Origin of the sequence: Lysinibacillus sp. NPDC096382 (assembly GCF_044762845.1) — a bacterium.
Lineage (GTDB): Bacteria > Bacillota > Bacilli > Bacillales_A > Planococcaceae > Lysinibacillus.
On the sequence record NZ_JBIWFC010000002.1, the window covers coordinates 175,326 to 193,405 of the forward strand.

At 34.3% G+C, this 18,080-nt stretch carries 21 protein-coding genes; 4 read left to right on the forward strand and 17 right to left on the reverse strand.

Annotation, left to right across the window (positions count from 1 at the left end; genetic code table 11):
* Positions 1–27: 27 nt before the first annotated feature.
* The 8 genes from ACIQZA_RS04600 to ACIQZA_RS04635 are packed head-to-tail and all read right to left on the reverse strand — an operon-like array spanning position 28 to position 5,278.
* The gene (locus ACIQZA_RS04600) at positions 28–225 is read right to left on the reverse strand and encodes a hypothetical protein (RefSeq protein WP_400938359.1); all 198 of its coding nucleotides are present in this window, start codon (positions 223–225) and stop codon (positions 28–30) included.
* 16 nt (positions 226–241) lie between these two features.
* Positions 242–1,045 carry an arsenite methyltransferase gene (locus tag ACIQZA_RS04605; RefSeq protein ID WP_402880568.1) on the reverse strand — a complete coding sequence of 268 codons (804 nt, stop codon included), beginning with the start codon at positions 1,043–1,045 and terminating at the stop codon, positions 242–244.
* Between the two features lie 12 nt (positions 1,046–1,057).
* A complete protein-coding gene (locus ACIQZA_RS04610; RefSeq protein WP_376070251.1) occupies positions 1,058–1,339 on the reverse strand; it encodes a Fe-S cluster assembly protein HesB in 282 nt (93 codons plus the stop codon).
* Complete coding sequence (gene arsA / locus ACIQZA_RS04615) at positions 1,336–3,105, reverse strand: arsenical pump-driving ATPase (protein WP_402880566.1); 1,770 nt, start codon at positions 3,103–3,105, stop codon at positions 1,336–1,338. The genes ACIQZA_RS04610 and arsA overlap by 4 nt, the downstream gene beginning before the upstream one ends.
* Positions 3,106–3,107: 2 nt before the next feature.
* The gene (gene arsD, locus ACIQZA_RS04620; RefSeq protein WP_402880564.1) at positions 3,108–3,467 is read right to left on the reverse strand and encodes an arsenite efflux transporter metallochaperone ArsD; all 360 of its coding nucleotides are present in this window, start codon (positions 3,465–3,467) and stop codon (positions 3,108–3,110) included.
* Between the two features lies 1 nt (position 3,468).
* A complete protein-coding gene (arsC, locus tag ACIQZA_RS04625; RefSeq protein WP_402880562.1) occupies positions 3,469–3,888 on the reverse strand; it encodes an arsenate reductase (thioredoxin) in 420 nt (139 codons plus the stop codon).
* Positions 3,889–3,900: 12 nt separating this feature from the next.
* Positions 3,901–4,959, reverse strand: coding sequence for an ACR3 family arsenite efflux transporter (arsB, locus tag ACIQZA_RS04630; protein ID WP_400938346.1), 1,059 nt, complete (start codon positions 4,957–4,959; stop codon positions 3,901–3,903).
* Positions 4,949–5,278 (reverse strand): ArsR/SmtB family transcription factor, encoded by a 330-nt coding sequence (locus tag ACIQZA_RS04635; protein WP_402880561.1) that lies wholly within the window; start codon positions 5,276–5,278, stop codon positions 4,949–4,951. Before ACIQZA_RS04635 ends, arsB begins: the two co-directional genes overlap by 11 nt.
* A gap of 603 nt (positions 5,279–5,881) precedes the next feature.
* On the opposite strand from ACIQZA_RS04635, the gene ACIQZA_RS04640 reads away from it, so the two are divergent.
* Together ACIQZA_RS04640 and ACIQZA_RS04645 are read left to right on the forward strand one after the other, a co-directional pair.
* Entirely contained in the window at positions 5,882–6,130 is a 249-nt protein-coding gene (locus tag ACIQZA_RS04640; RefSeq protein ID WP_402880559.1) for a hypothetical protein, read from the forward strand.
* 87 nt (positions 6,131–6,217) lie between these two features.
* Entirely contained in the window at positions 6,218–6,325 is a 108-nt protein-coding gene (locus ACIQZA_RS04645) for a YjcZ family sporulation protein (RefSeq protein ID WP_400938318.1), read from the forward strand.
* Between the two features lie 332 nt (positions 6,326–6,657).
* On the opposite strand, the gene ACIQZA_RS04650 is transcribed toward ACIQZA_RS04645, so the two are convergent.
* The 3 genes from ACIQZA_RS04650 to ACIQZA_RS04660 all read right to left on the reverse strand — a co-directional run bounded on the left by ACIQZA_RS04650 (position 6,658) and on the right by ACIQZA_RS04660 (position 9,892).
* Positions 6,658–8,109: a multicopper oxidase family protein gene (locus ACIQZA_RS04650; protein WP_402880735.1), complete on the reverse strand. Its 1,452-nt coding sequence runs from the start codon at positions 8,107–8,109 to the stop codon at positions 6,658–6,660.
* 80 nt (positions 8,110–8,189) lie between these two features.
* Positions 8,190–9,233, reverse strand: coding sequence for a sensor histidine kinase (locus tag ACIQZA_RS04655; RefSeq protein WP_402880558.1), 1,044 nt, complete (start codon positions 9,231–9,233; stop codon positions 8,190–8,192).
* The gene (locus ACIQZA_RS04660) at positions 9,230–9,892 is read right to left on the reverse strand and encodes a response regulator transcription factor (protein ID WP_402880556.1); all 663 of its coding nucleotides are present in this window, start codon (positions 9,890–9,892) and stop codon (positions 9,230–9,232) included. The genes ACIQZA_RS04655 and ACIQZA_RS04660 overlap by 4 nt, the downstream gene beginning before the upstream one ends.
* Positions 9,893–11,015: 1,123 nt before the next feature.
* Between ACIQZA_RS04660 and ACIQZA_RS04665 the strand changes: the two genes are divergently transcribed.
* A complete protein-coding gene (locus ACIQZA_RS04665; protein WP_402880555.1) occupies positions 11,016–11,390 on the forward strand; it encodes a tyrosine-type recombinase/integrase in 375 nt (124 codons plus the stop codon).
* Positions 11,391–11,402: 12 nt separating this feature from the next.
* On the opposite strand, the gene bluB is transcribed toward ACIQZA_RS04665, so the two are convergent.
* Together bluB and ACIQZA_RS04675 are read right to left on the reverse strand one after the other, a co-directional pair.
* Complete coding sequence (bluB, locus tag ACIQZA_RS04670; RefSeq protein WP_400938306.1) at positions 11,403–12,044, reverse strand: 5,6-dimethylbenzimidazole synthase; 642 nt, start codon at positions 12,042–12,044, stop codon at positions 11,403–11,405.
* Positions 12,045–13,414: 1,370 nt separating this feature from the next.
* On the reverse strand, positions 13,415–13,660 hold the full coding sequence (locus ACIQZA_RS04675) for a cation transporter dimerization domain-containing protein (RefSeq protein ID WP_403009854.1): 246 nt from the start codon (positions 13,658–13,660) through the stop codon (positions 13,415–13,417).
* Positions 13,661–13,856: 196 nt separating this feature from the next.
* Between ACIQZA_RS04675 and ACIQZA_RS04680 the strand changes: the two genes are divergently transcribed.
* Positions 13,857–14,249, forward strand: coding sequence for a tyrosine-type recombinase/integrase (locus ACIQZA_RS04680; protein WP_402880552.1), 393 nt, complete (start codon positions 13,857–13,859; stop codon positions 14,247–14,249).
* 236 nt (positions 14,250–14,485) lie between these two features.
* Here ACIQZA_RS04680 and ACIQZA_RS04685 read toward each other — a convergent pair whose 3' ends face one another.
* The 4 genes from ACIQZA_RS04685 to ACIQZA_RS04700 all read right to left on the reverse strand — a co-directional run bounded on the left by ACIQZA_RS04685 (position 14,486) and on the right by ACIQZA_RS04700 (position 17,869).
* Positions 14,486–14,869, reverse strand: a complete 384-nt coding sequence (locus tag ACIQZA_RS04685; protein WP_400938300.1) for a hypothetical protein — start codon at positions 14,867–14,869, stop codon at positions 14,486–14,488.
* 144 nt (positions 14,870–15,013) lie between these two features.
* Positions 15,014–15,511: a hypothetical protein gene (locus tag ACIQZA_RS04690; protein ID WP_400938297.1), complete on the reverse strand. Its 498-nt coding sequence runs from the start codon at positions 15,509–15,511 to the stop codon at positions 15,014–15,016.
* 624 nt (positions 15,512–16,135) lie between these two features.
* A complete protein-coding gene (locus ACIQZA_RS04695) occupies positions 16,136–16,894 on the reverse strand; it encodes a class I SAM-dependent methyltransferase (protein WP_402880548.1) in 759 nt (252 codons plus the stop codon).
* Positions 16,895–16,975: 81 nt separating this feature from the next.
* Complete coding sequence (locus ACIQZA_RS04700) at positions 16,976–17,869, reverse strand: AraC family transcriptional regulator (protein ID WP_400938292.1); 894 nt, start codon at positions 17,867–17,869, stop codon at positions 16,976–16,978.
* Positions 17,870–18,080: the final 211 nt, after the last annotated feature.

Here is an 18,080-nt window from a genome sequence, read left to right on the forward strand (position 1 = left end):
GCATTAAGCTAGACGTAAATTCAATCATTATTTCTTAATTTCAATTATGGCTTTCTCGAATTGGCACCATGTTGAAGGTTCGTAGCGCTCAATATCTCCTTTAAAGAAGAAATCAAGGGCATATGATTCAGCTTGGGGTAATGTATATTCTCTACTCTTCATAATTAGAGTTAAATAAGAAATGAAATATTCTTTTGTTAACACACTTGCATGATTAACAGTCATCGTTGTTCTCTTCCTTTTATTTAACAGCTTGAATAATAGCTGAGACAATATAGTTTTCTAAATCATAATTAGGTTCCCATTCACGGATAAATTCTTTTGACTCGTCTTTTGATACGATTGAGATATTTGTAAAGCCAGCATCCTTTAAAAATTCTTCATATTCTTCAATCGAAACAGCACCAGAAATACAACCAGAATATAAATTCATATCTGTTAAATAACTCTCTGGCAAGGCTGCCTTTAAAACAACATCTGAAATCGCTAAACGTCCACCCGTTTTTAAAATACGGTAGGCTTCTTTGAATACTTGTTGTTTGTTTGGCGAAAGATTAATCACACAATTTGAAATGATAATATCAGCTGTATGATCCGCAACAGGCATGTGTTCAATTTCACCTAATCGAAACTCTACATTTTCAAAACCTGGCTTTTCTGCGTTACGACGTGCCTTAGAAATCATTTCAGGTGTCATATCAATGCCAATTACCTGACCTTCTTTCCCCACCTTTGGTGCAGCTAAGAAGCAATCGAAACCACCGCCAGAACCTAAATCGACAACAATTTCTCCAGGCTTCAAATCTGCGATTGCTTGTGGATTACCACAACTAAGTCCCATATTTGCTCCATCGGGAATAGAAGCGAGTTCTTCTTTTGTATAGCCCATTTTTTGCGAAATTTCTTCGATGGAAATATTTTGATTATCATTCGGATTGCAGCAGCTAGAAGCTGGAGTACAGCATCCTTGTGTGCTATTTAATTTCAAGGCTACTTTCCCGTAATTTTCGCGTACATTAGCACGAATATCATCTTCTCTTTTCATTTCTGCAACTCCTTAACAAGACTTTGGTGAATATCCTACTAACACTAAACCTAGTTCACCATTCTCTTCTTCTGCATGAATTGTGACTTCTGTTAATTGAGGTGCGATATCTGGATGAATGGCAACTTCGATACCTTCGATTGTCTCTACAGCATCTTCATTCGTTGGTGCTTCTAAGCCCACACCTAAATTAACTCCACAGCAACCTGGAATGCCAAAGAAACGAAGTGTTTTCACCTCAGAATCAGCTAATACCTGCTCTAAATAATTTTTACCTTCTGGACTCATTTTCATTTGATTTTCTCTCCTTTAAGTTCATGTAAGCCTTTTGTTCCAACTGGTGGTGTTTTTACCCATGGTATGGCCACGAATTGATTATTACTAATGGATTTGATTTCTTCTAACCATTTTGTTTCAGCTTGTTGCTTTTGTATTAAAGTTGGACTAGTTGTTTCAATAGATGAAAATGTTTGATTGACAACCCACCAATCAACAGACAAACCAGCTCGCTGTAAATCATTTTGTAAACGTGTTGCTTCAAAAACAGGTGTTGCTTCAGGAAGTGTTACAATGGCTACACTTGTATAACTAGCATCACGTAAACGTGGTAACAGATTTGAAACAGCTGGAGGGATTTCACCTTGCGAACGGCTTATTTCACGATGATAAGCTTCTGTCGCATCTAGTAACAACAACGTATGACCTGTTGGAGCCGTATCAATAATAATTACTTCATTTTGATGATTTTCTACAACATTGGCAAATGCTCGAAATACTGCAATTTCCTCTGTACAAGGTGAAGCCAAGTCTTCTTTTACAAATGCTAAGCCTTCTTCATTCATCGTTTCGCTCGCTTTTGCAAGCACCTCTGCCTCATAATTTGCAACTTCTACTTTCGGATCAATACGATTTACCGTTACATTTTTAACTTTGTCATCACCGAATGTCCAATTTAGATGTGCTGCTGGATCTGTCGTAGTTAAATGCACATGCATGCCCTCTTCTGCTAATCGTAGGGCAATATACGAAGCAATTGTTGTTTTACCAACCCCACCTTTGCCCATTGTAAAAATAAGCTTCGGTTTTTGTTCTAAGTAATGAGCAATCATTCCCTCTACTTCTGGTATTGTCGTACCTTTTTCTGATTCATTTTCATGTATGATAACCGTATCTGTCATCCATGCTTGCATTCGCTCAATATTTGATAATGAGTATGGTACAAAAGGTAAATAGTATTGTTCAAATTGTTTTAACTCTTTAGGAATTAACCCTAATGCTTCTGTTTGGCGTGCTATGAATTCCTTCTCTATTTCATCATTAGAATTAAGCTCTTTCATATAGCCATTAACTAGTAAGATCTGATTTTGAATACCGATTTCAAACAGTTCATGAGAAGCACGTGCAGCCTCTTTTAAAGGGTTTCCGTCTGGACGTGTCACAAGCATTAATGTCGTTTGATTGGCGCTTTTTAAACGTTCTACAGCCTCTTTGTAGATTTCACGTTGTGGTTCTAATCCTTTTAATGGACCTAAGCAAGATGTACCAGTAGTGTTATCATCTAAGAACGTAGACCACGCTGAAGGTAGTTGTAATAGACGTAATGTATGCCCTGTTGGAGCTGTGTCAAACACGATTGTATCGAAATTTTCAATCACTGAACGATCCGTTAACAGTGTTGCAAATTCGTTAAATGCTGCAATCTCAACTGTACATGCACCTGAAAGTTGTTCCTCCATGTTTTGAAGAACTACATCAGGCAGTTTCCCTCGGTATGGGCCAACCATCTGCTCTTTGTAATGTTGAGCCGCCTGTTCAGGATCTAGATTTAATGCGAATAAATTGTCTATCCCTTTAATTTTTGTAGGCGTATTAGAAAGTGTTTGACCGAATATATCCTGTAAGTTGGATGCTGGGTCCGTACTAATTAACAGCACCTTTTTTCCCTCAACCGCAATAGCTATTGATAAACTACAAGCAACGGATGTTTTTCCAACGCCCCCTTTCCCTGTAAAAAAGAGGAAAGGGGTGTCCGGAAATTGACTTCTTGTAAAGCGTTCCATTTTTACGCATCTCCTTTTATTGAGAAGCGTACTTTTGGTTTTTGTAATAGTTCTTCTTCTGAAAGTCCCGACCACTGTGAAAATTGCTCATTAGTAGGGTATTTCCCTTTACAAAGTAATTGTCCATCTACAAACGTTGCAGGCAGGGCATCCATACCTTCTGACATTAGAAGCTGATTGATTGCTTCATTTTCCACAAAAGCATTCGGCTCGCTTGTAAGATTAAAACGTTCAGCTTCTATATCTGTTTTCTTTAAATTATTCATTACGAATGACATGCGTAAAAGCTCTGGGTCTATAGATGGTCCACATAAGCCCGTAGAACAGCACATTGCTGGCTCATAAATATGAATTTTTTTCATTTTATTTCAACTCCTCAGCTACAAATTGTTCAATACGTTTTCCAATAGCATCACGTACGTTTTGGAAAACTTCCCACTTCTCTTCTTCTGTACCTGACGCCTTTGCTGGATCTTCAAATCCCCAATGCTCACGACGTACATGAGATGGCGTCATCGGACATTTATCTGCTGCATCTCCACAAAGAGTAACAACTAGTGTTGCATTATTTAATGTCTCGATATCAATTAGGTCCGACGTATGATTCGAAATATCAATTTCTACCTCTGTCATAGCTTTGATAGCATTCGGATTTACTCCATGTGCTTCAATACGAGCACTTTTGACTGCCCAGTCTGTAGGCAATAAATTTCTTGCCCACCCCTCAGCCATTTGACTACGGCAAGAGTTCCCTGTACATAAGAAATAAAGTGTATTTGTCATAGTAAGTGCTCCTTATAATTTAATGGTTTTAAAATATTTTTTCTGCCAGCGTAAGGCAACCCATACAAGTCCAATGAGTACAGGTACTTCGACAAGAGGACCGATAACAGCCGCAAATGCCACTCCACTATGAAGGCCAAAAACACCTACAGCTACAGCAATTGCTAACTCAAAGTTGTTACTAGCAGCTGTAAACGAAAGAGCTGCTGTGACAGGATAAGATGCACCTGCTTTACGAGAAGAAAAGAATGAAACAGCAAACATCACAACAAAGTAAATGAATAATGGGATAGCGATTCGTACCACATCGAGTGGTAGTTCGACTAATTTTTCGCCCTTTAATGCAAACATCATCACAATTGTAAATAGAAGTGCAATTAAAGTAAGTGGTGAAATCTTTGGTAAGAACTTTTCTTCATACCACTCTTTTCCTTTTGTTTTAATGCCTATCAATCTCGTTAGGAATCCGGCAGCGAATGGTATTCCTAAGTAAATAAGAACACTTTTTGTAATTTCCCACATGGAAATGGACACATTAAAATTCTCTAAACCAAACCAACCAGGTAAGACATTTAAGAAAAAGTAAGCAAAAATCGAATATGTTAAGATCTGAAAAATGGAGTTAAATGCAACTAGACCAGCAACATATTCTCGATCCCCACGAGCTAAATCATTCCACACGATTACCATTGCAATACATCGAGCTAAACCAATCATAATCAGACCCGCCATATACTCTGGATAATCTCGCAAGAAGATAATGGCTAAAAAGAACATTAAGAACGGACCCAGTAACCAGTTTTGGAAAAGTGACAGTAAAAGAACTTTCCAATCCTTAAACACACGCCACATTTCCTCATATTTTACTTTTGCCAACGGTGGATACATCATTACAATTAGCCCTATGGCAATAGGTATCGATGTTGTACCAACCGACATTGATTCTAATGCTTCACCAATGTTGGGCATTTTTATACTCAATAAAACGCCGATACCCATCGCAACAAATATCCAAAGGGTGAGGTAGCGATCTAGAAAAGAGAGCTGTTTAGTTAAGGATTCATTCTTCATTTACATTTCCCCCTACGTGGCAACAGTCGGTGCTACAATCACATCCAGTCACAGGCTGAATCTGATCTAAAATACCCTTCATCAAAGGCGTTTGATCCTCCACTAAACGATAATGTTTCCAAGTTCCTACTTTTCGCTCTGTAATAATACCTGCCTCCTTTAATTTTCGAAGATGTTGACTAACTGCTGGTTGTGAAATGCCTAAAACATCCACAAAATCACATACACATACCTCCCCATTTTTCATACATGCAAGTAATTTAATGCGATTCAAGTCAGCTGCTGCTTTTAATTGTTTTTCAATTAGTGTATTTTCCATTTATATGCTCCCTTTATATAATCATTTACTTATATATGATTTAAAATAAAATCACCTAACCAATTACAGGTGATTAAATTTATATATAACTATACACTTATATTATGCTTGTTAAATAATAAATGCAATAGATTTTCCACTCATTCAAAAATCTATTTTCGTCATAGGAATTGGAATACGTATATTCTAAGAATGAACACTTGAATAAATGAATATAATGAACACTTGAATAAATGAATATATAGATATCAAAAAAATAGAAGTACATCGTTATGTCCAAAATTCCCACGTAAAAATGTCTGCTTTACCCCATAAGCAGACATTTTTTTATTAATTATACTTTGTTTGAGATATGTAGATCTTTATCTTCTAAATGACTGTTTGAAATGGTTTGAAGCAGCTCCTTAAGGTCGCAATAAATAATCTATCCACAGCTCTGCTTACACCATCATATTTTATATCACACCGAAATTGAATACATTTTATTTTACATAACAGTACTTTAAATCTTCCTTTTTAAAGATCCCAAATTTGTGTCTTAGTCTAAGCCACTTCATTGATTGAACATAGCCTATACTATATCAATTGAAGGGAGTTAAAAAAATGGTAAATCCAATGCGTTTTCCAATGCGTTTTAATGAAGGACGCCGATTTTCCCCAGGTATGAGCCCATTCTTCCCGGTCGGGAGACCATTTTCCCCAGGTATGAGCCCATTCTTCCCGGTCGGGAGACCATTTTCCCCAGGTATGAGCCCATTCTTCCCGGTTGGGAGACCATTTTTTCCAGGTATGAGCCCGTTTTTCCCGGTTGAGCGACCATTTTTTCCAGGTATGAGCCCGTTTTTCCCTTGACTTGGAAATAAAATGTTCCCTGTTCTAGCTAAAAACCAGCGGTTCCTTTTAACAACAATTCATATTTTAGAAAGGAGGTAAATTACTATGTCCGAAAATTATGGTAGTGGTACTGGTTCAGCATTTGCGCTAATTGTTGTTCTATTCATTCTTCTGATTATTGTCGGGGCTGCTTTCATGCATACAGGTTATTAATACCTAATACCGCCTATAATGCTCATAACTGTTGTAAGGGAATACTAATTTAACCTTACACCTTTAACTCTTACTTAGGGTCACTATCCTCCGGTGATCCTTTAAATATTTCTTCTTTCAATGTTATACTTACATATTAAAAAGCCACAACAAGTTACATGTGACTTTAACATATGGTTTCTCTTATTATCTTTAATTGCTCGAAGCTCTAACTTTTAAATACAATCCTAATCTATCCTGCGATCTTGACAAGAACTAAAAAAGCAAAATCCTGTATTAAAAAATTAACACAGGATTTTAATCAAATTTTTATTTCAATCCACAATCATACTTTAATCAACCTTAATTCGCGCCATCATACCATTATCTTCATGCTCTAATATATGGCAATGTATCATATAGACACCATTATGTTTAAATTGTACAGCTATTCTTACTGTCTCATCTGGTTTTATGGCGATACTGTCCTTCCATCCTTGTTCATTTTCAGGTGGCTCTTTCCCATCTCGAGATATTATTTTAAATTGCGCTCCATGAATATGGAACGGATGAATCATTCCACCCATCATATCCGGTTTATTATAAATTTCCCATACCTCGGTAACTTCTTGTTTTTGAGTAAAATCAATTCGTTCTGGATCAAATTTCTTTCCGTTTATCGTCACCATGTTCATCATCCCAAAGAGTTCCAATTTCTTTGTGATAGGCAAAGTCAGTTCTTTATCCGCCAATGAAAAATCATTTAATTTTTCCGGAACCTTACTGTTCACCCCATTTTGATCAGTAACTTCAAATGGCAATAGGACAGTTCCATCCTCATTTATTAATGCTAAGTTATTGACTTTTTTAATCTGCGAAAAATTAACAACTATTTCTGCTCTCTCGGAAGGTGTCAGTGTAATTTCTTTCAAAGTCACTGGTTCATTCAAAAAGCCACCATCAGTCGCAATTTGAAGAAAAGAATCCCCTGAATTCAATTTAAAGGTGTAATTCCTCGCATTAGATCCATTTAATAAGCGAAGACGCACTTTCTCTTTGTTTACAGTCAATTTGGGATTAAGTGTTCCATTTATCAGTAATGTATCTCCGATTGTTCCGTCTTCATTCTTTACAGCGTTATAATTCAATTGTTTCTTGTCATCAAAAGATTTATCTTGAAATACCAATGGAAAATCGTTCTCCCCATAATCATTTGGCAATCCAAGACCTTTTGAATGATTATCTTCGATATAAATCAAGCCTGCAAGCCCGTTATATACCTGTTCTGACGTTTTCCCGTGAGGATGGGGATGGAACCATAATGTAGACGCTTCTTGTGTCACTTCAAATTCAATCTCTTTCTCTTCTCCAGGTTTAAGTATGTCATACGGTCCTCCGTCTACGTCCGAAGACACTTCTAACCCATGCCAGTGAAAGGTTGTTGGTTCATCCAGTTCATTTATCGTTCTAATTTTAACTTTGTCTCCTTTTTCAAAACGAAGCATTGGGCCTAAAAACGATCCATTATATCCATTCGTTTTTGTTTCGATACCATCGAAAATTTCCGTATTCCCTTTTTGTGCTTTAACAGTATATACGATACCCTTCTCGTTATCACGTTCGAGTACAGCAGGAATTTTCAATTCATTTCCCCCTGTTGAATCGTTTAATCTTACCACATTGCTATGACTCTCATGTCCCTTCATCTTGTCATGATCCATTTCATGATTCATAGTGGAATGATCCATGCCTTTCATATCGTTGCTCTTTTCTTGGCTACAAGCTCCAATTATACCTAGACCCATAATAATACTTGCTAGTGCGATTTTCTTCATAATATCAACCATTCCTTTCACCCACAGCATACAGAATAGTTGTGTAGAATTTATGTAGAAAGGGGTATTTGTATACGAAATGTTGTACCTATATTTTTTTCGCTTTTGACGGAAATTTTACCTCCATGCGCCTCCACTAGCTTTTTAGTAATTGTCATACCGATCCCATTGCCAGTATATTGATTTTTTTCCCGATAATTTCGTTCAAAGACTTTTTGACTCGTCTCTTCATCCATACCGATTCCATTATCATGTACAATAATAATAAAGTGGCTATTATTTTTTAATAATTTAATGAATATAGAACCTTCTTTTTGAACATGGTACATAGCATTTTTGATAATATTGTGTAGAATTTGATTCAATCTTAGGGCGTCTACCTTGGCATGGATTTCTTTGTCTAAATCCAAGTCTACCTGTATTTCTTTTTCAAGTAATTCACTTGCCAACCCAATAACAGATTTCTCGATTAGATTAGCAATCGGTTGTTCTTTCATAATTACCTTAAATGTAGGGTTGTTAATATCATTTAATGTATCTAATTCGCCAACAAGGATTATAAGCCGATCAATTTCTTCAACACATGCTTGTAAACGGTCTGGGGTAGCTGCCCAAACTCCATCTTCGAATGCACTTAAATAGCTTTTTATTGAGGCTAGAGGATTACGAATTTCATGTGCGAGGTCTTGAGTCATTTCTTTACGGCGCAATTCATAGGCGCCTAATGTTTCATCCAGTCTTATCAACGACTGACCTAATTGACCAATTTGATCATTAATGGTATAGCTCATATTTAAGTGGCGGTCACCACGCACAAGTCTTAACGCAAAGTGGTTTAATTCTTGAATTGGTCTACTTATTGTTCTTGCAATTAAAAAACTAGAGATCAATATGACAATAAGTAATAAACCTAATGACCACAATGCTGTTTCTCTTAATGCCATGTCATAATGGTGAATGACTTCCTTGGAGTCTGTAATATGAAGCATCATTAAATGCTCATGACTTTTATAAAGTAATATCGCTGTTATAAATAGGAGCATACATAATGAAAAGACGGCAATAATTAAGGTGATTTTTGTATTAAACTTCATTCCTGTTTAACCTTCTCATTTATTTTGTATCCCAATCCAAATACAGTTTGGATATAATCCTCCTTCATTTTTTTACGAATATTTTTAATATGTTGATCCACAATACGTGGATTTATATCTGAATCAAATCCAAATATTTTTTGAATAATATCATCTCTACCGAATACCTTTTTTGGGTTTTCAGCTAATAATAGTAAAATGCTAAATTCGTGTGGTGTAAAATGAGTGTTTTGGTGATTTATTAATACTTTTCTTTCATCTTTATAAATTTCTAATTGTCCTAAAGTAATAACTTGCTTTTTGTGTGAATCGGGTAATAGCCTTTCTGCTCTAACTAATATTTCTTTAGGGTGGAATGGTTTAACTACATAATCGTCTGCACCGATTTCAAATCCTTTTATTTTATCATCAATAGAAATTTTTGCCGTTAGCATAATCACGGGAATAACATAATTTGATTTTACATATCGGCAAATATCTCCCCCTGCCATATCTGGTAACATTAAATCTAAAATAATCATATCAAGAGGTACTTGGTCTATTATTTGTATTGCGGATTCTCCAGTATGCGCGATATATGTATAATCTCCGTTTATTTCAAAATAAGATGACAATACATTTGTAATCTTTACTTCATCATCAATAATTAAAACTCGCATTCCTCAATTCACCAACTTTCTATAAGAAGTTCAATAATAATTATAAATAAATTCTCTTACTCATGCTAACCAATCTATCCAGATTGTGAAATAGAATGACCTCAATTAAAATTGTCAATCTTACTTTATAGCTGATGATTCTCACAAATGTTTATAATTAACGAATTTTTACAATGAAAATAATAACGCTGTGAGAGCGATCGAGATTCAGTAACACGTACCGTTGCTCATCTCGATCGCTCTCACAGCGCACAATAAAAGCTTTCTACATTTTCTGATTTGACATAATTTAGGGTGGACACCTCTATGGTTTTCTACAACTATAGAATTCAGCTTTTCCTTACTTCTTCAATATTTGTATGTATTAAATATCATAATAGCAATATTTAATACTAAGCGTATTTCGGTTTTACTTTAGTCTTCTATTAGATTTTTTCAAGATCATAACCAGCTCTTTTTTTCAAAATACTTATTATCGAAATTTAGAGTGTCAAATTTAAAGATATGACTTTTTACTTCTTCCAAGCCTTCAGTAATCTTCTCTAAAGTCTGAATGGTAATCTTCCTATTCTTCTTTGAACCCCAGCCAAATGCGAAGTTTGCAGTCAGCATTTTTCAGCTAATTTGTTTTTTCAATTTCCATATTTATTTGATGTTGCTACCAACTAATTTGATTAAAATATCCACAAAATCTTTTCATGTTAATAAAAAAGCTGATAAGGAGAAATACTCCATATCAACTTTTTATCCTTTGTTAAGATATAGTATCAATCAGCTTATTTGTTCACTCTTATGAATAGTTTTTATGAATATTGGACAAATCTACATTAAACGATAATTAGCATTATTTAAACGAATAATCCCCTTTTGAACGATAAATTATGGGAAGCATCCGATAATTAGAAAGTTGTGACCAAGGTATTTATATTATGTAAACTAAAATTATTTGGCGTGGAGGAGGGCCTTGATTCATCAACTACCCATAATATCTGTACTTTTCCACTTACAATTGTGAAGTTCCTAATAATTTTCATTTGAACGATAACTCTCCTTTTTTACGATAATGGGATGATTTTGTACAGATAATAATTATTGTTTAATACGATATCTGGAGGTTTTATACTTGCAACTACATGCTGCCATTGATGAATTTATTTTGTATATCGAGATTGAAAAAAATTACTCAGTTAATACAGTCACTAGTTATGAATACGATTTACAACTCTTCTTGACCTTTTTATCGGATCATAGCTGTTCAACCTGTTTAAATGAGATCACCAAGACCCAAGTACGCCGCTTTATCCAATATTTATTAGGATCATTAAAACAAAAACCTCGTTCGGTGAACCGAAAAATTTCTTCCTTAAAATCATACACAAAATATTGTTTAAAGGAACAATACCTTGCTAATGATTTTACGCACGGGATTGAATCGCCAAAGACCGATGAAAGAGTTGCTTATACAATTCAATATTATTCAATTAACGCACCTTTATAGATTAATAAGTCTTTAGTTTTGTCCCCATTTATTTTCGAAAATAAGATGTTCTAAAGAACGTCTTTTTTCCCAATTAGCTAACTCTAAAATGGGCTTTTCTGGGTAATTTTCAGTATAACCGATTGATATAAGAGCAATGGGATCGATGTGTGGTGGTATTTCTAAAATGTCTCTAATATCATTCTTTTTATAAAAACTTACCCACCCCATCGCAAGTCCTTCAGCACAAGCTGCTAACCACATATTTTGAATAGCACAGGCTGTTGATAATATATCTGTTTCAGGAATTGAATTTCGTCCTAATACATGGGAACCTCCTCTTGTAGGGTCACATGTAACACAAATAGTTATAGGAGCTTCTTTTAAACCCTCAATTTTTAAATCAAGGAATTTCATTTGTTTTTCCCCATCATAATGAATAGCTAATGCTCGGCTTTCTTTTTCAGCTGCCCAAGCCAATTTTTCTTTAATTTCATCAGTGGAAATCAAAATAAAGTTCCAAGGTTGCATAAATCCTACTGAAGGTGCATGATGAGCTGCATTTAATATTCTATGTATAATGTTTTCAGGGATAGGAGTTGACAAAAAACTTCGAATATCTCTCCTATTATAAATAACTTTATAAATAGACTCTCTTTCTTCATTAGAAAACATAAATTTCTCCCCTTTTCTTTACAAAAATGTTTATTTTTAATATTAACTAATTTTTCATTATTCTGCCAAGTAAGTTGAAGTAAAAATGCACCAAAAAGCGTGGTTTGGATATGTTTGTCCTTATCGTTGTATCCGCATAAATCTGGCTCCACCTCTTCTTACTTCGGATTAACATTCGTCAAATCGATTACCACATTTCCGTTCAGTTTCATATATAGATAATGGTACCATTAATAATAGACCGGTTTAAAGACACCTTTTGCAGATTTCACAATTGCCTTTGGCTTCTGAATCGATAGTCCTTCTAATAGCCAACGAAGCTCTTGCTGAGAGAGAGTTCATACTTCAGTGTGTTATCAATTTAATGTATAAAAATGAACAAAGGATATAATTCATTAAATATCTCTAATGGGATAGGAATAATTGATTGGGATGAATTATTTATTTTACGGATTTGGCTTAATTCAGATGTAACGAAGTTTATTCATGGAAAAAAATGTAACAGTTTTTCAATTACATCTAACGCCGAATCTAAATTTTCATCAAAATGAGCTTTTTATACTAGAAATTCAGATTCCATCTATAATACCTCTTCTTTCCTTACATATCGTTAGGGCATTCTGAATAGTAATTAGTTGCATAAAATTAAAATATTTTTATTATTCTATTTTAATCTAGGTCTGGCTACAAAGCCACAATCTATCGCTATTTGAAACAAGAGCAAACACATCACCTAATAAGGTTGTGCTTGCTCTTGTTTATTCATATTTGCCTTAACGTTGTAAATCCACATTTTTCTAAAGGGACCCCGCTTAAATCTAAATGCTTCACCAATATTTTAAAACAGATTTATCAATTGTTCTATATATTATGTAACTTAATTAAGAAGAGTCGAACATACAAATTTGCACGTTCGACTCTTCAGATTTCCTCGTTCTAATATCAAGAATATATGTATTTATTCTTCAACCAACATGTATCTTGATTCTGTAACAACCAGCTAAATTTGTCACTCTTATGAATATTTTTTATGAATATTGGACAAATCTACATTAAACGATAATTAGCATTTTTAAAACGAATAATCCCCTTTTGAACGATAAATTATAGGAAACTTCCGATAACTAGAAAGTTGTGACCATTGTATTCATATTGCTTAACCCATTTAAGGATTGCTTTATTATCAGTCTCCATAGATTTAGCTATATCATAGGAACTTTCCTTTCCATTTAAGTCGCTCAACAGCTTGTAATTTATCTTTGGCAGTATATTTTTTGACCATACAAAAACTGCACCTCCAATTGTTAGATGTGTCTAACAATTGGGGCGCAATTCACATTTAAAGTGAGGTTTTTATAGGTTACTTTTGATTAGCTTCTAGATAGTAAGGATTTACGTGAATAAGGACGTCCCCTACATCTGGGTATTATTGTTAAATCATGATTAAGTGATAGACGAAGGTCTAGAATCTTATAGTGACCGTGTTCTCTTGCGCGAATTTTGTCTATTCGTTGCACTTGATTAAATTCATGAATAGTAGCTTCATACTCGTCTAGAAGTTCCTGATCCACACTTTTTTCCATTAAAACATCAACAGAAGGTTTAACTAAGTCCATTGCAATTCTAAAAATAAAATAAGCTACTAGAGTACTTGCAATTCACAAAATATTGTTTAAAGGAACAATATTTTGTGAATGATTTTACGTACGGGATTGAATCGCCAAAAACCGATAATAAACTTCCTGGCTATATGACATAACGGATCTAAAGCAGCTATTTGACTATTTAGAACGCGCCGAATCACGTTTTTCTATGCGAGATGAGATAATGTTTAAATTGTTAGCAACAACAGGTCTGAGGCGATCTGAACTCGTTTCATTAACCTGGGAACAAGCCGATTTTGTAAATGAAACAATTCGAATAGAGGGAAAAGGGAAAAAAGAACGGATATTGCCCCTTCATCCACACTTAATGCCGCTTCTGGCATCTTATAAAGCTTCTTTAAGATCATATCAAGAACCTGTTTTTTTAAATAAAAATCGTAAAGCATTAGATCCGCGGGGTTTACATGTCATCTTTAAAGATGTATTGAAAAAGGCTGGACTCCCACCTACCCGCTTCTCGCTACTTCACTTACGGCATACTTTTGCAACATTGATGTTACAGCAAAACAAAGAAAATGTTGATTTACGAATACTTCAATAACTACTCGGCCATGAAAGTATTACATCAACTCAAGTCTATACACACGTTGAATTTGAACAGAAAAAGAAAGCAATTGATTCTTTTGAATTTTTTGATTTCCTCCTAGGGAAGAAACTACCCATAATTATTGGGTAGTTATCTGATTAGTTATAGAATGCTGTTGATATGGATAATTAATATTTGTTGATGGCGTTGTAAATCCTTCTTGTTGATATCCGACTTGTTGATGATTAGTATTAGGGTTTTACTCCAGCGAACTGAAATGGTGATATTTCAATATTACCTTCGATTGAACTAGTAAAATAATTAGTAGAGTAAGTACTTGGATTCGATACCATTGCGTGTTCCATTTTCGAAAAAGTAAAACGAATTAGCTGATCTTTAAATACAATAATATAGGATGAATTTTTTAATAGGTTTTCATATGCATTAGGTAGTTGTTCATAGATAGATTCCAAATCCATTGGTACACCAAATCTATCTTCCATTTCTAATGCAGTCTCTATAACTGTTTCCAATAAAATCTGGGCTGCACGTAGCTGTTTATATTCTCTAGAAAATCTAAAAATATAGCGACTTAAAGGACCTAAAGACTGTTTTTTAGAATGTAAAAGTAGCATGCGAATAGTTCGACTCCAATATCGTGAAATATGCCCGCTATTGAATAACGTAATCCATGTGGTGTGAAATACTTATTGGTCTTAATTTTCTTTTTCATGTCACTTCCATCGGAGACCGGCATTTCTACAATCCATCCTAGATGTTCACAAATTTTTTTCACAATGTAATTCATCTGTTTGTTGGAAAAGGCCTTTCCTTTTAACCCATAAAGTAAAGGATCTTAAAGGTGACTTTCCTTTAGAATATTCACAAAGTACGGCCATTGCTTTTTGTGGTATTGGAAGTACGCCTTCCCTATTTTTTGAATTAATAATTGGTGTTTCTCTATCCTCTCTATCTTCTTTATCTTCTTTATCAAGAATAATATTAATAGAACATTCTTCCCTTTCAAGTGACTTAACCTTTAATTTAATTAAATTCGTGGAACGTAATCCAGTATAAATATCTAACAGCATTGGCGCGAGAATATTAACTCCAACTGCTTGTAATTCATGCGCAGCTTTGTATACTTGGTACAGCTCCATAATATCTAAGTCTTTTGATAAATGCGTATCACCTGAATAATCTTCAATGGTTACGTTCAAAAACGGATTATTATTTATAACTCCCTCATTATTTAAATGTCTAAATAGAGAAGTCATTGTACTTTTTTGTTGGTTAAGTGTACTTGGTTGGTAGTTTCCATAATGATCTTTTAACCATTTTTTGCAGTATGTTCCGAAATCTTTTTAATATTTCTTCGATATACGTTCTTCGAATTTTGTGACCATACACTATCCAGTTCTTGACCTAGATATGCTTCTTCCAACGTGCTTTTTTTAGTAATCGTGTTATTCATAATAAATCCCTCTTTCCTTAAAATCACACGAAAAAACCCCAAGTTAAATACAAATTAACATTTAGAAATAACGTTAATTTGTACAACTTGGGGGTTTCCCTTGTTTATATTAGATTGTTGTAATCATCACATATATGGACTATATGTCAATTAAATATGGCGTTTTTTCCATTGATTGTTGTTTTTATTGTCCTTTGATGATAAATAAAGTTTATTCTACAAACATTTGTGAAAGATAACTTTAAATATAATATTCGTGTTTTATATAATCTATGAAGTGTTCAGCCGATGGGCGGATAGCACTTTCACCACTTTAATACGAATATTCGGGATTATATAATGCAAAATAGTTCGTTAATTATCTTTTCTATCAGAGGACGGACCGTTTTTAAAATTAAATGTTTTGCTCTTTATAATGTCGATTATATTATTTTCGTACAGCTTCAAATGTAATTAGTTGGCTATCCTTTAATGGTTGCTTTTTGTAAGTATAATCGGCAGAACAAGTAACATCAGAAAAACCAACGCTTTCTAATATAAGTTTAAATTCTTCGATTCCGTACCATCTCATTGCAAACTTCTGTAATTCTGTGTTTACGAGCTTACCTTTACTCCATTTCTCGTATTTTAAATAAGATAAGGTATATTGGTCGACCCAGTTGATTTCAATTGATTTGCTTTCTAATGAAATGCCTTCTTCGTTAGAAAGAGGGAAGGTTGCAGTAGTAATTTCTCCTGTACGCCTATTGCTTGGTAATTCCAAATCAACTATTACACGTCCTCCTGGCATTAGATGCTTATAAAAGCATTTCAGAGCATCTTTAGCATCCATTAAATTTTCAATCAAGCAAAAGGAGCCTGTAGGTATTACGACAGCTTCATATTTTGATTCTAAAGAAAAACTACGTAAGTTACCTTCATATAGCTTCGGATTTAAGCCTCTTTCTTTGCATCGTTTTCGACAAGAATCTAACATTTCAGTCGAATAGTCAATGCCATCAACAATAAATCCATTTTCAAGTAAAGGAATTAAGAATCGGCCTGATCCGACAGCAGCTTCAAGAATCTTCCCTTTAGTCCCTTGTAATCTTTCAAGATAATATTCAATATCACCGTCAATTGAATACCCCACTGGTTTGGTAAAATCATATACTTCCGTACTTAATGCACCATAATAACTAAACATTTCATTTCCTCCGATTTTATATGCGGAAGAATTTTAATTGGATTATAGAAACTTCCGCACCTCAATTTTATTGATTAAAACTTATAATTTCTTTTTAATTGGTACATAAATTTCCATTACTGCATTTTCTAAACCATGACAACGTTCATCGTAAAATTCAAAGTCTATTTTTGCTTCGTCAAAAACATATTCACTGTCTTGAAACCATTCTTCAAAAATGTATTTCCATGTTGCCTTTACAACTTCTGATAATGGGTCTGCATTGTATGTTGCTGCTGTTGCAACATTGTCAACAGGCGGAGTTGTGAAAACGGCATATTCCGCTTTTGGAACCTCAATTGTCATCATATCCGACGTTACCTTAGAATAATCATCAACAATAACACCGAACAAATATTTGACATTACTTTGATCAGGTGAAGAAACGCAAATCCCAACTTCTCCATGCTTTGGTGGATTCAATTGTTCATACATTTTGCTCTCTAGATTTTCACCAGTATAAGTATCCCAATATGCAGCAATATCTTTCGTATACCCATTTGAGATATTGGTTTTGATTCCATAACCTGCAACCTTAAAAGCAGATTTTTTAGTAAAGGTAGGATTCATGTTACAACTTTCAATTTTTAACATATTTTCGCTTCTGCTCAAGCTATTGTTTCTAGCAATATAAACAGTTGGGCTGTAACCAAATTCTTTCCGAAACGCTTTGGAAAATCCACTTGCTGTTTTAAAACCATAATCTAAAGCAATGTCAATGATTTTTCTGTTTGATAGAAGTTCTCCTCTAGCTTGAATTAATCTTTTTTTACGAACAAAATCCATAAGAGGTGTTCCTTGATACAAACTGAAAACTCTACAAAAGTGGAAAACAGAATAGCCGACATGTTCTGCAATCTCATTAGCGGTAAGTTCTTCCTTAATGTGCATTTCAATATATGTGATACTACGCTTAATGTCATCATTGTAATTCAATGTATCAACCTACCTTCTTCTGTATGGCGAATTCATTATAACAATTTGTAAAATGAGATGCTGTTCCGTTTTTGCTAAAAAACTATTTACATTTTTTATTTGCTCTTTAAAATTTCAATATACTACTTTAATCTGAAAAATCTTTAGATAATGAAGAATCGCTGTTGTTCGTTCTATTAATAGAAATATCCACTTTCTTATCCAACCACCT

Coding starts and splice junctions, on each gene's coding strand:
- ACIQZA_RS04635 (WP_402880561.1), bottom strand. CDS start 5,278: ATGGAAAATACACTAATTGAAAAACAATTAAAAGCAGCAGCTGACTTG.
- ACIQZA_RS04640 (WP_402880559.1), top strand. CDS start 5,882: ATGGTAAATCCAATGCGTTTTCCAATGCGTTTTAATGAAGGACGCCGA.
- ACIQZA_RS04655 (WP_402880558.1), bottom strand. CDS start 9,233: ATGAAGTTTAATACAAAAATCACCTTAATTATTGCCGTCTTTTCATTA.
- ACIQZA_RS04675 (WP_403009854.1), bottom strand. CDS start 13,660: ATGGACTTAGTTAAACCTTCTGTTGATGTTTTAATGGAAAAAAGTGTG.
- ACIQZA_RS04605 (WP_402880568.1), bottom strand. CDS start 1,045: ATGAAAAGAGAAGATGATATTCGTGCTAATGTACGCGAAAATTACGGG.
- arsB (WP_400938346.1), bottom strand. CDS start 4,959: ATGAAGAATGAATCCTTAACTAAACAGCTCTCTTTTCTAGATCGCTAC.
- ACIQZA_RS04680 (WP_402880552.1), top strand. CDS start 13,857: ATGCGAGATGAGATAATGTTTAAATTGTTAGCAACAACAGGTCTGAGG.
- ACIQZA_RS04685 (WP_400938300.1), bottom strand. CDS start 14,869: ATGCTACTTTTACATTCTAAAAAACAGTCTTTAGGTCCTTTAAGTCGC.
- arsA (WP_402880566.1), bottom strand. CDS start 3,105: ATGGAACGCTTTACAAGAAGTCAATTTCCGGACACCCCTTTCCTCTTT.
- arsD (WP_402880564.1), bottom strand. CDS start 3,467: ATGAAAAAAATTCATATTTATGAGCCAGCAATGTGCTGTTCTACGGGC.
- bluB (WP_400938306.1), bottom strand. CDS start 12,044: ATGTTTTCTAATGAAGAAAGAGAGTCTATTTATAAAGTTATTTATAAT.
- ACIQZA_RS04650 (WP_402880735.1), bottom strand. CDS start 8,109: ATGGGTCTAGGTATAATTGGAGCTTGTAGCCAAGAAAAGAGCAACGAT.
- ACIQZA_RS04600 (WP_400938359.1), bottom strand. CDS start 225: ATGACTGTTAATCATGCAAGTGTGTTAACAAAAGAATATTTCATTTCT.
- ACIQZA_RS04645 (WP_400938318.1), top strand. CDS start 6,218: ATGTCCGAAAATTATGGTAGTGGTACTGGTTCAGCATTTGCGCTAATT.
- ACIQZA_RS04610 (WP_376070251.1), bottom strand. CDS start 1,339: ATGAAAATGAGTCCAGAAGGTAAAAATTATTTAGAGCAGGTATTAGCT.
- ACIQZA_RS04660 (WP_402880556.1), bottom strand. CDS start 9,892: ATGCGAGTTTTAATTATTGATGATGAAGTAAAGATTACAAATGTATTG.
- arsC (WP_402880562.1), bottom strand. CDS start 3,888: ATGACAAATACACTTTATTTCTTATGTACAGGGAACTCTTGCCGTAGT.
- ACIQZA_RS04690 (WP_400938297.1), bottom strand. CDS start 15,511: ATGACTTCTCTATTTAGACATTTAAATAATGAGGGAGTTATAAATAAT.
- ACIQZA_RS04695 (WP_402880548.1), bottom strand. CDS start 16,894: ATGTTTAGTTATTATGGTGCATTAAGTACGGAAGTATATGATTTTACC.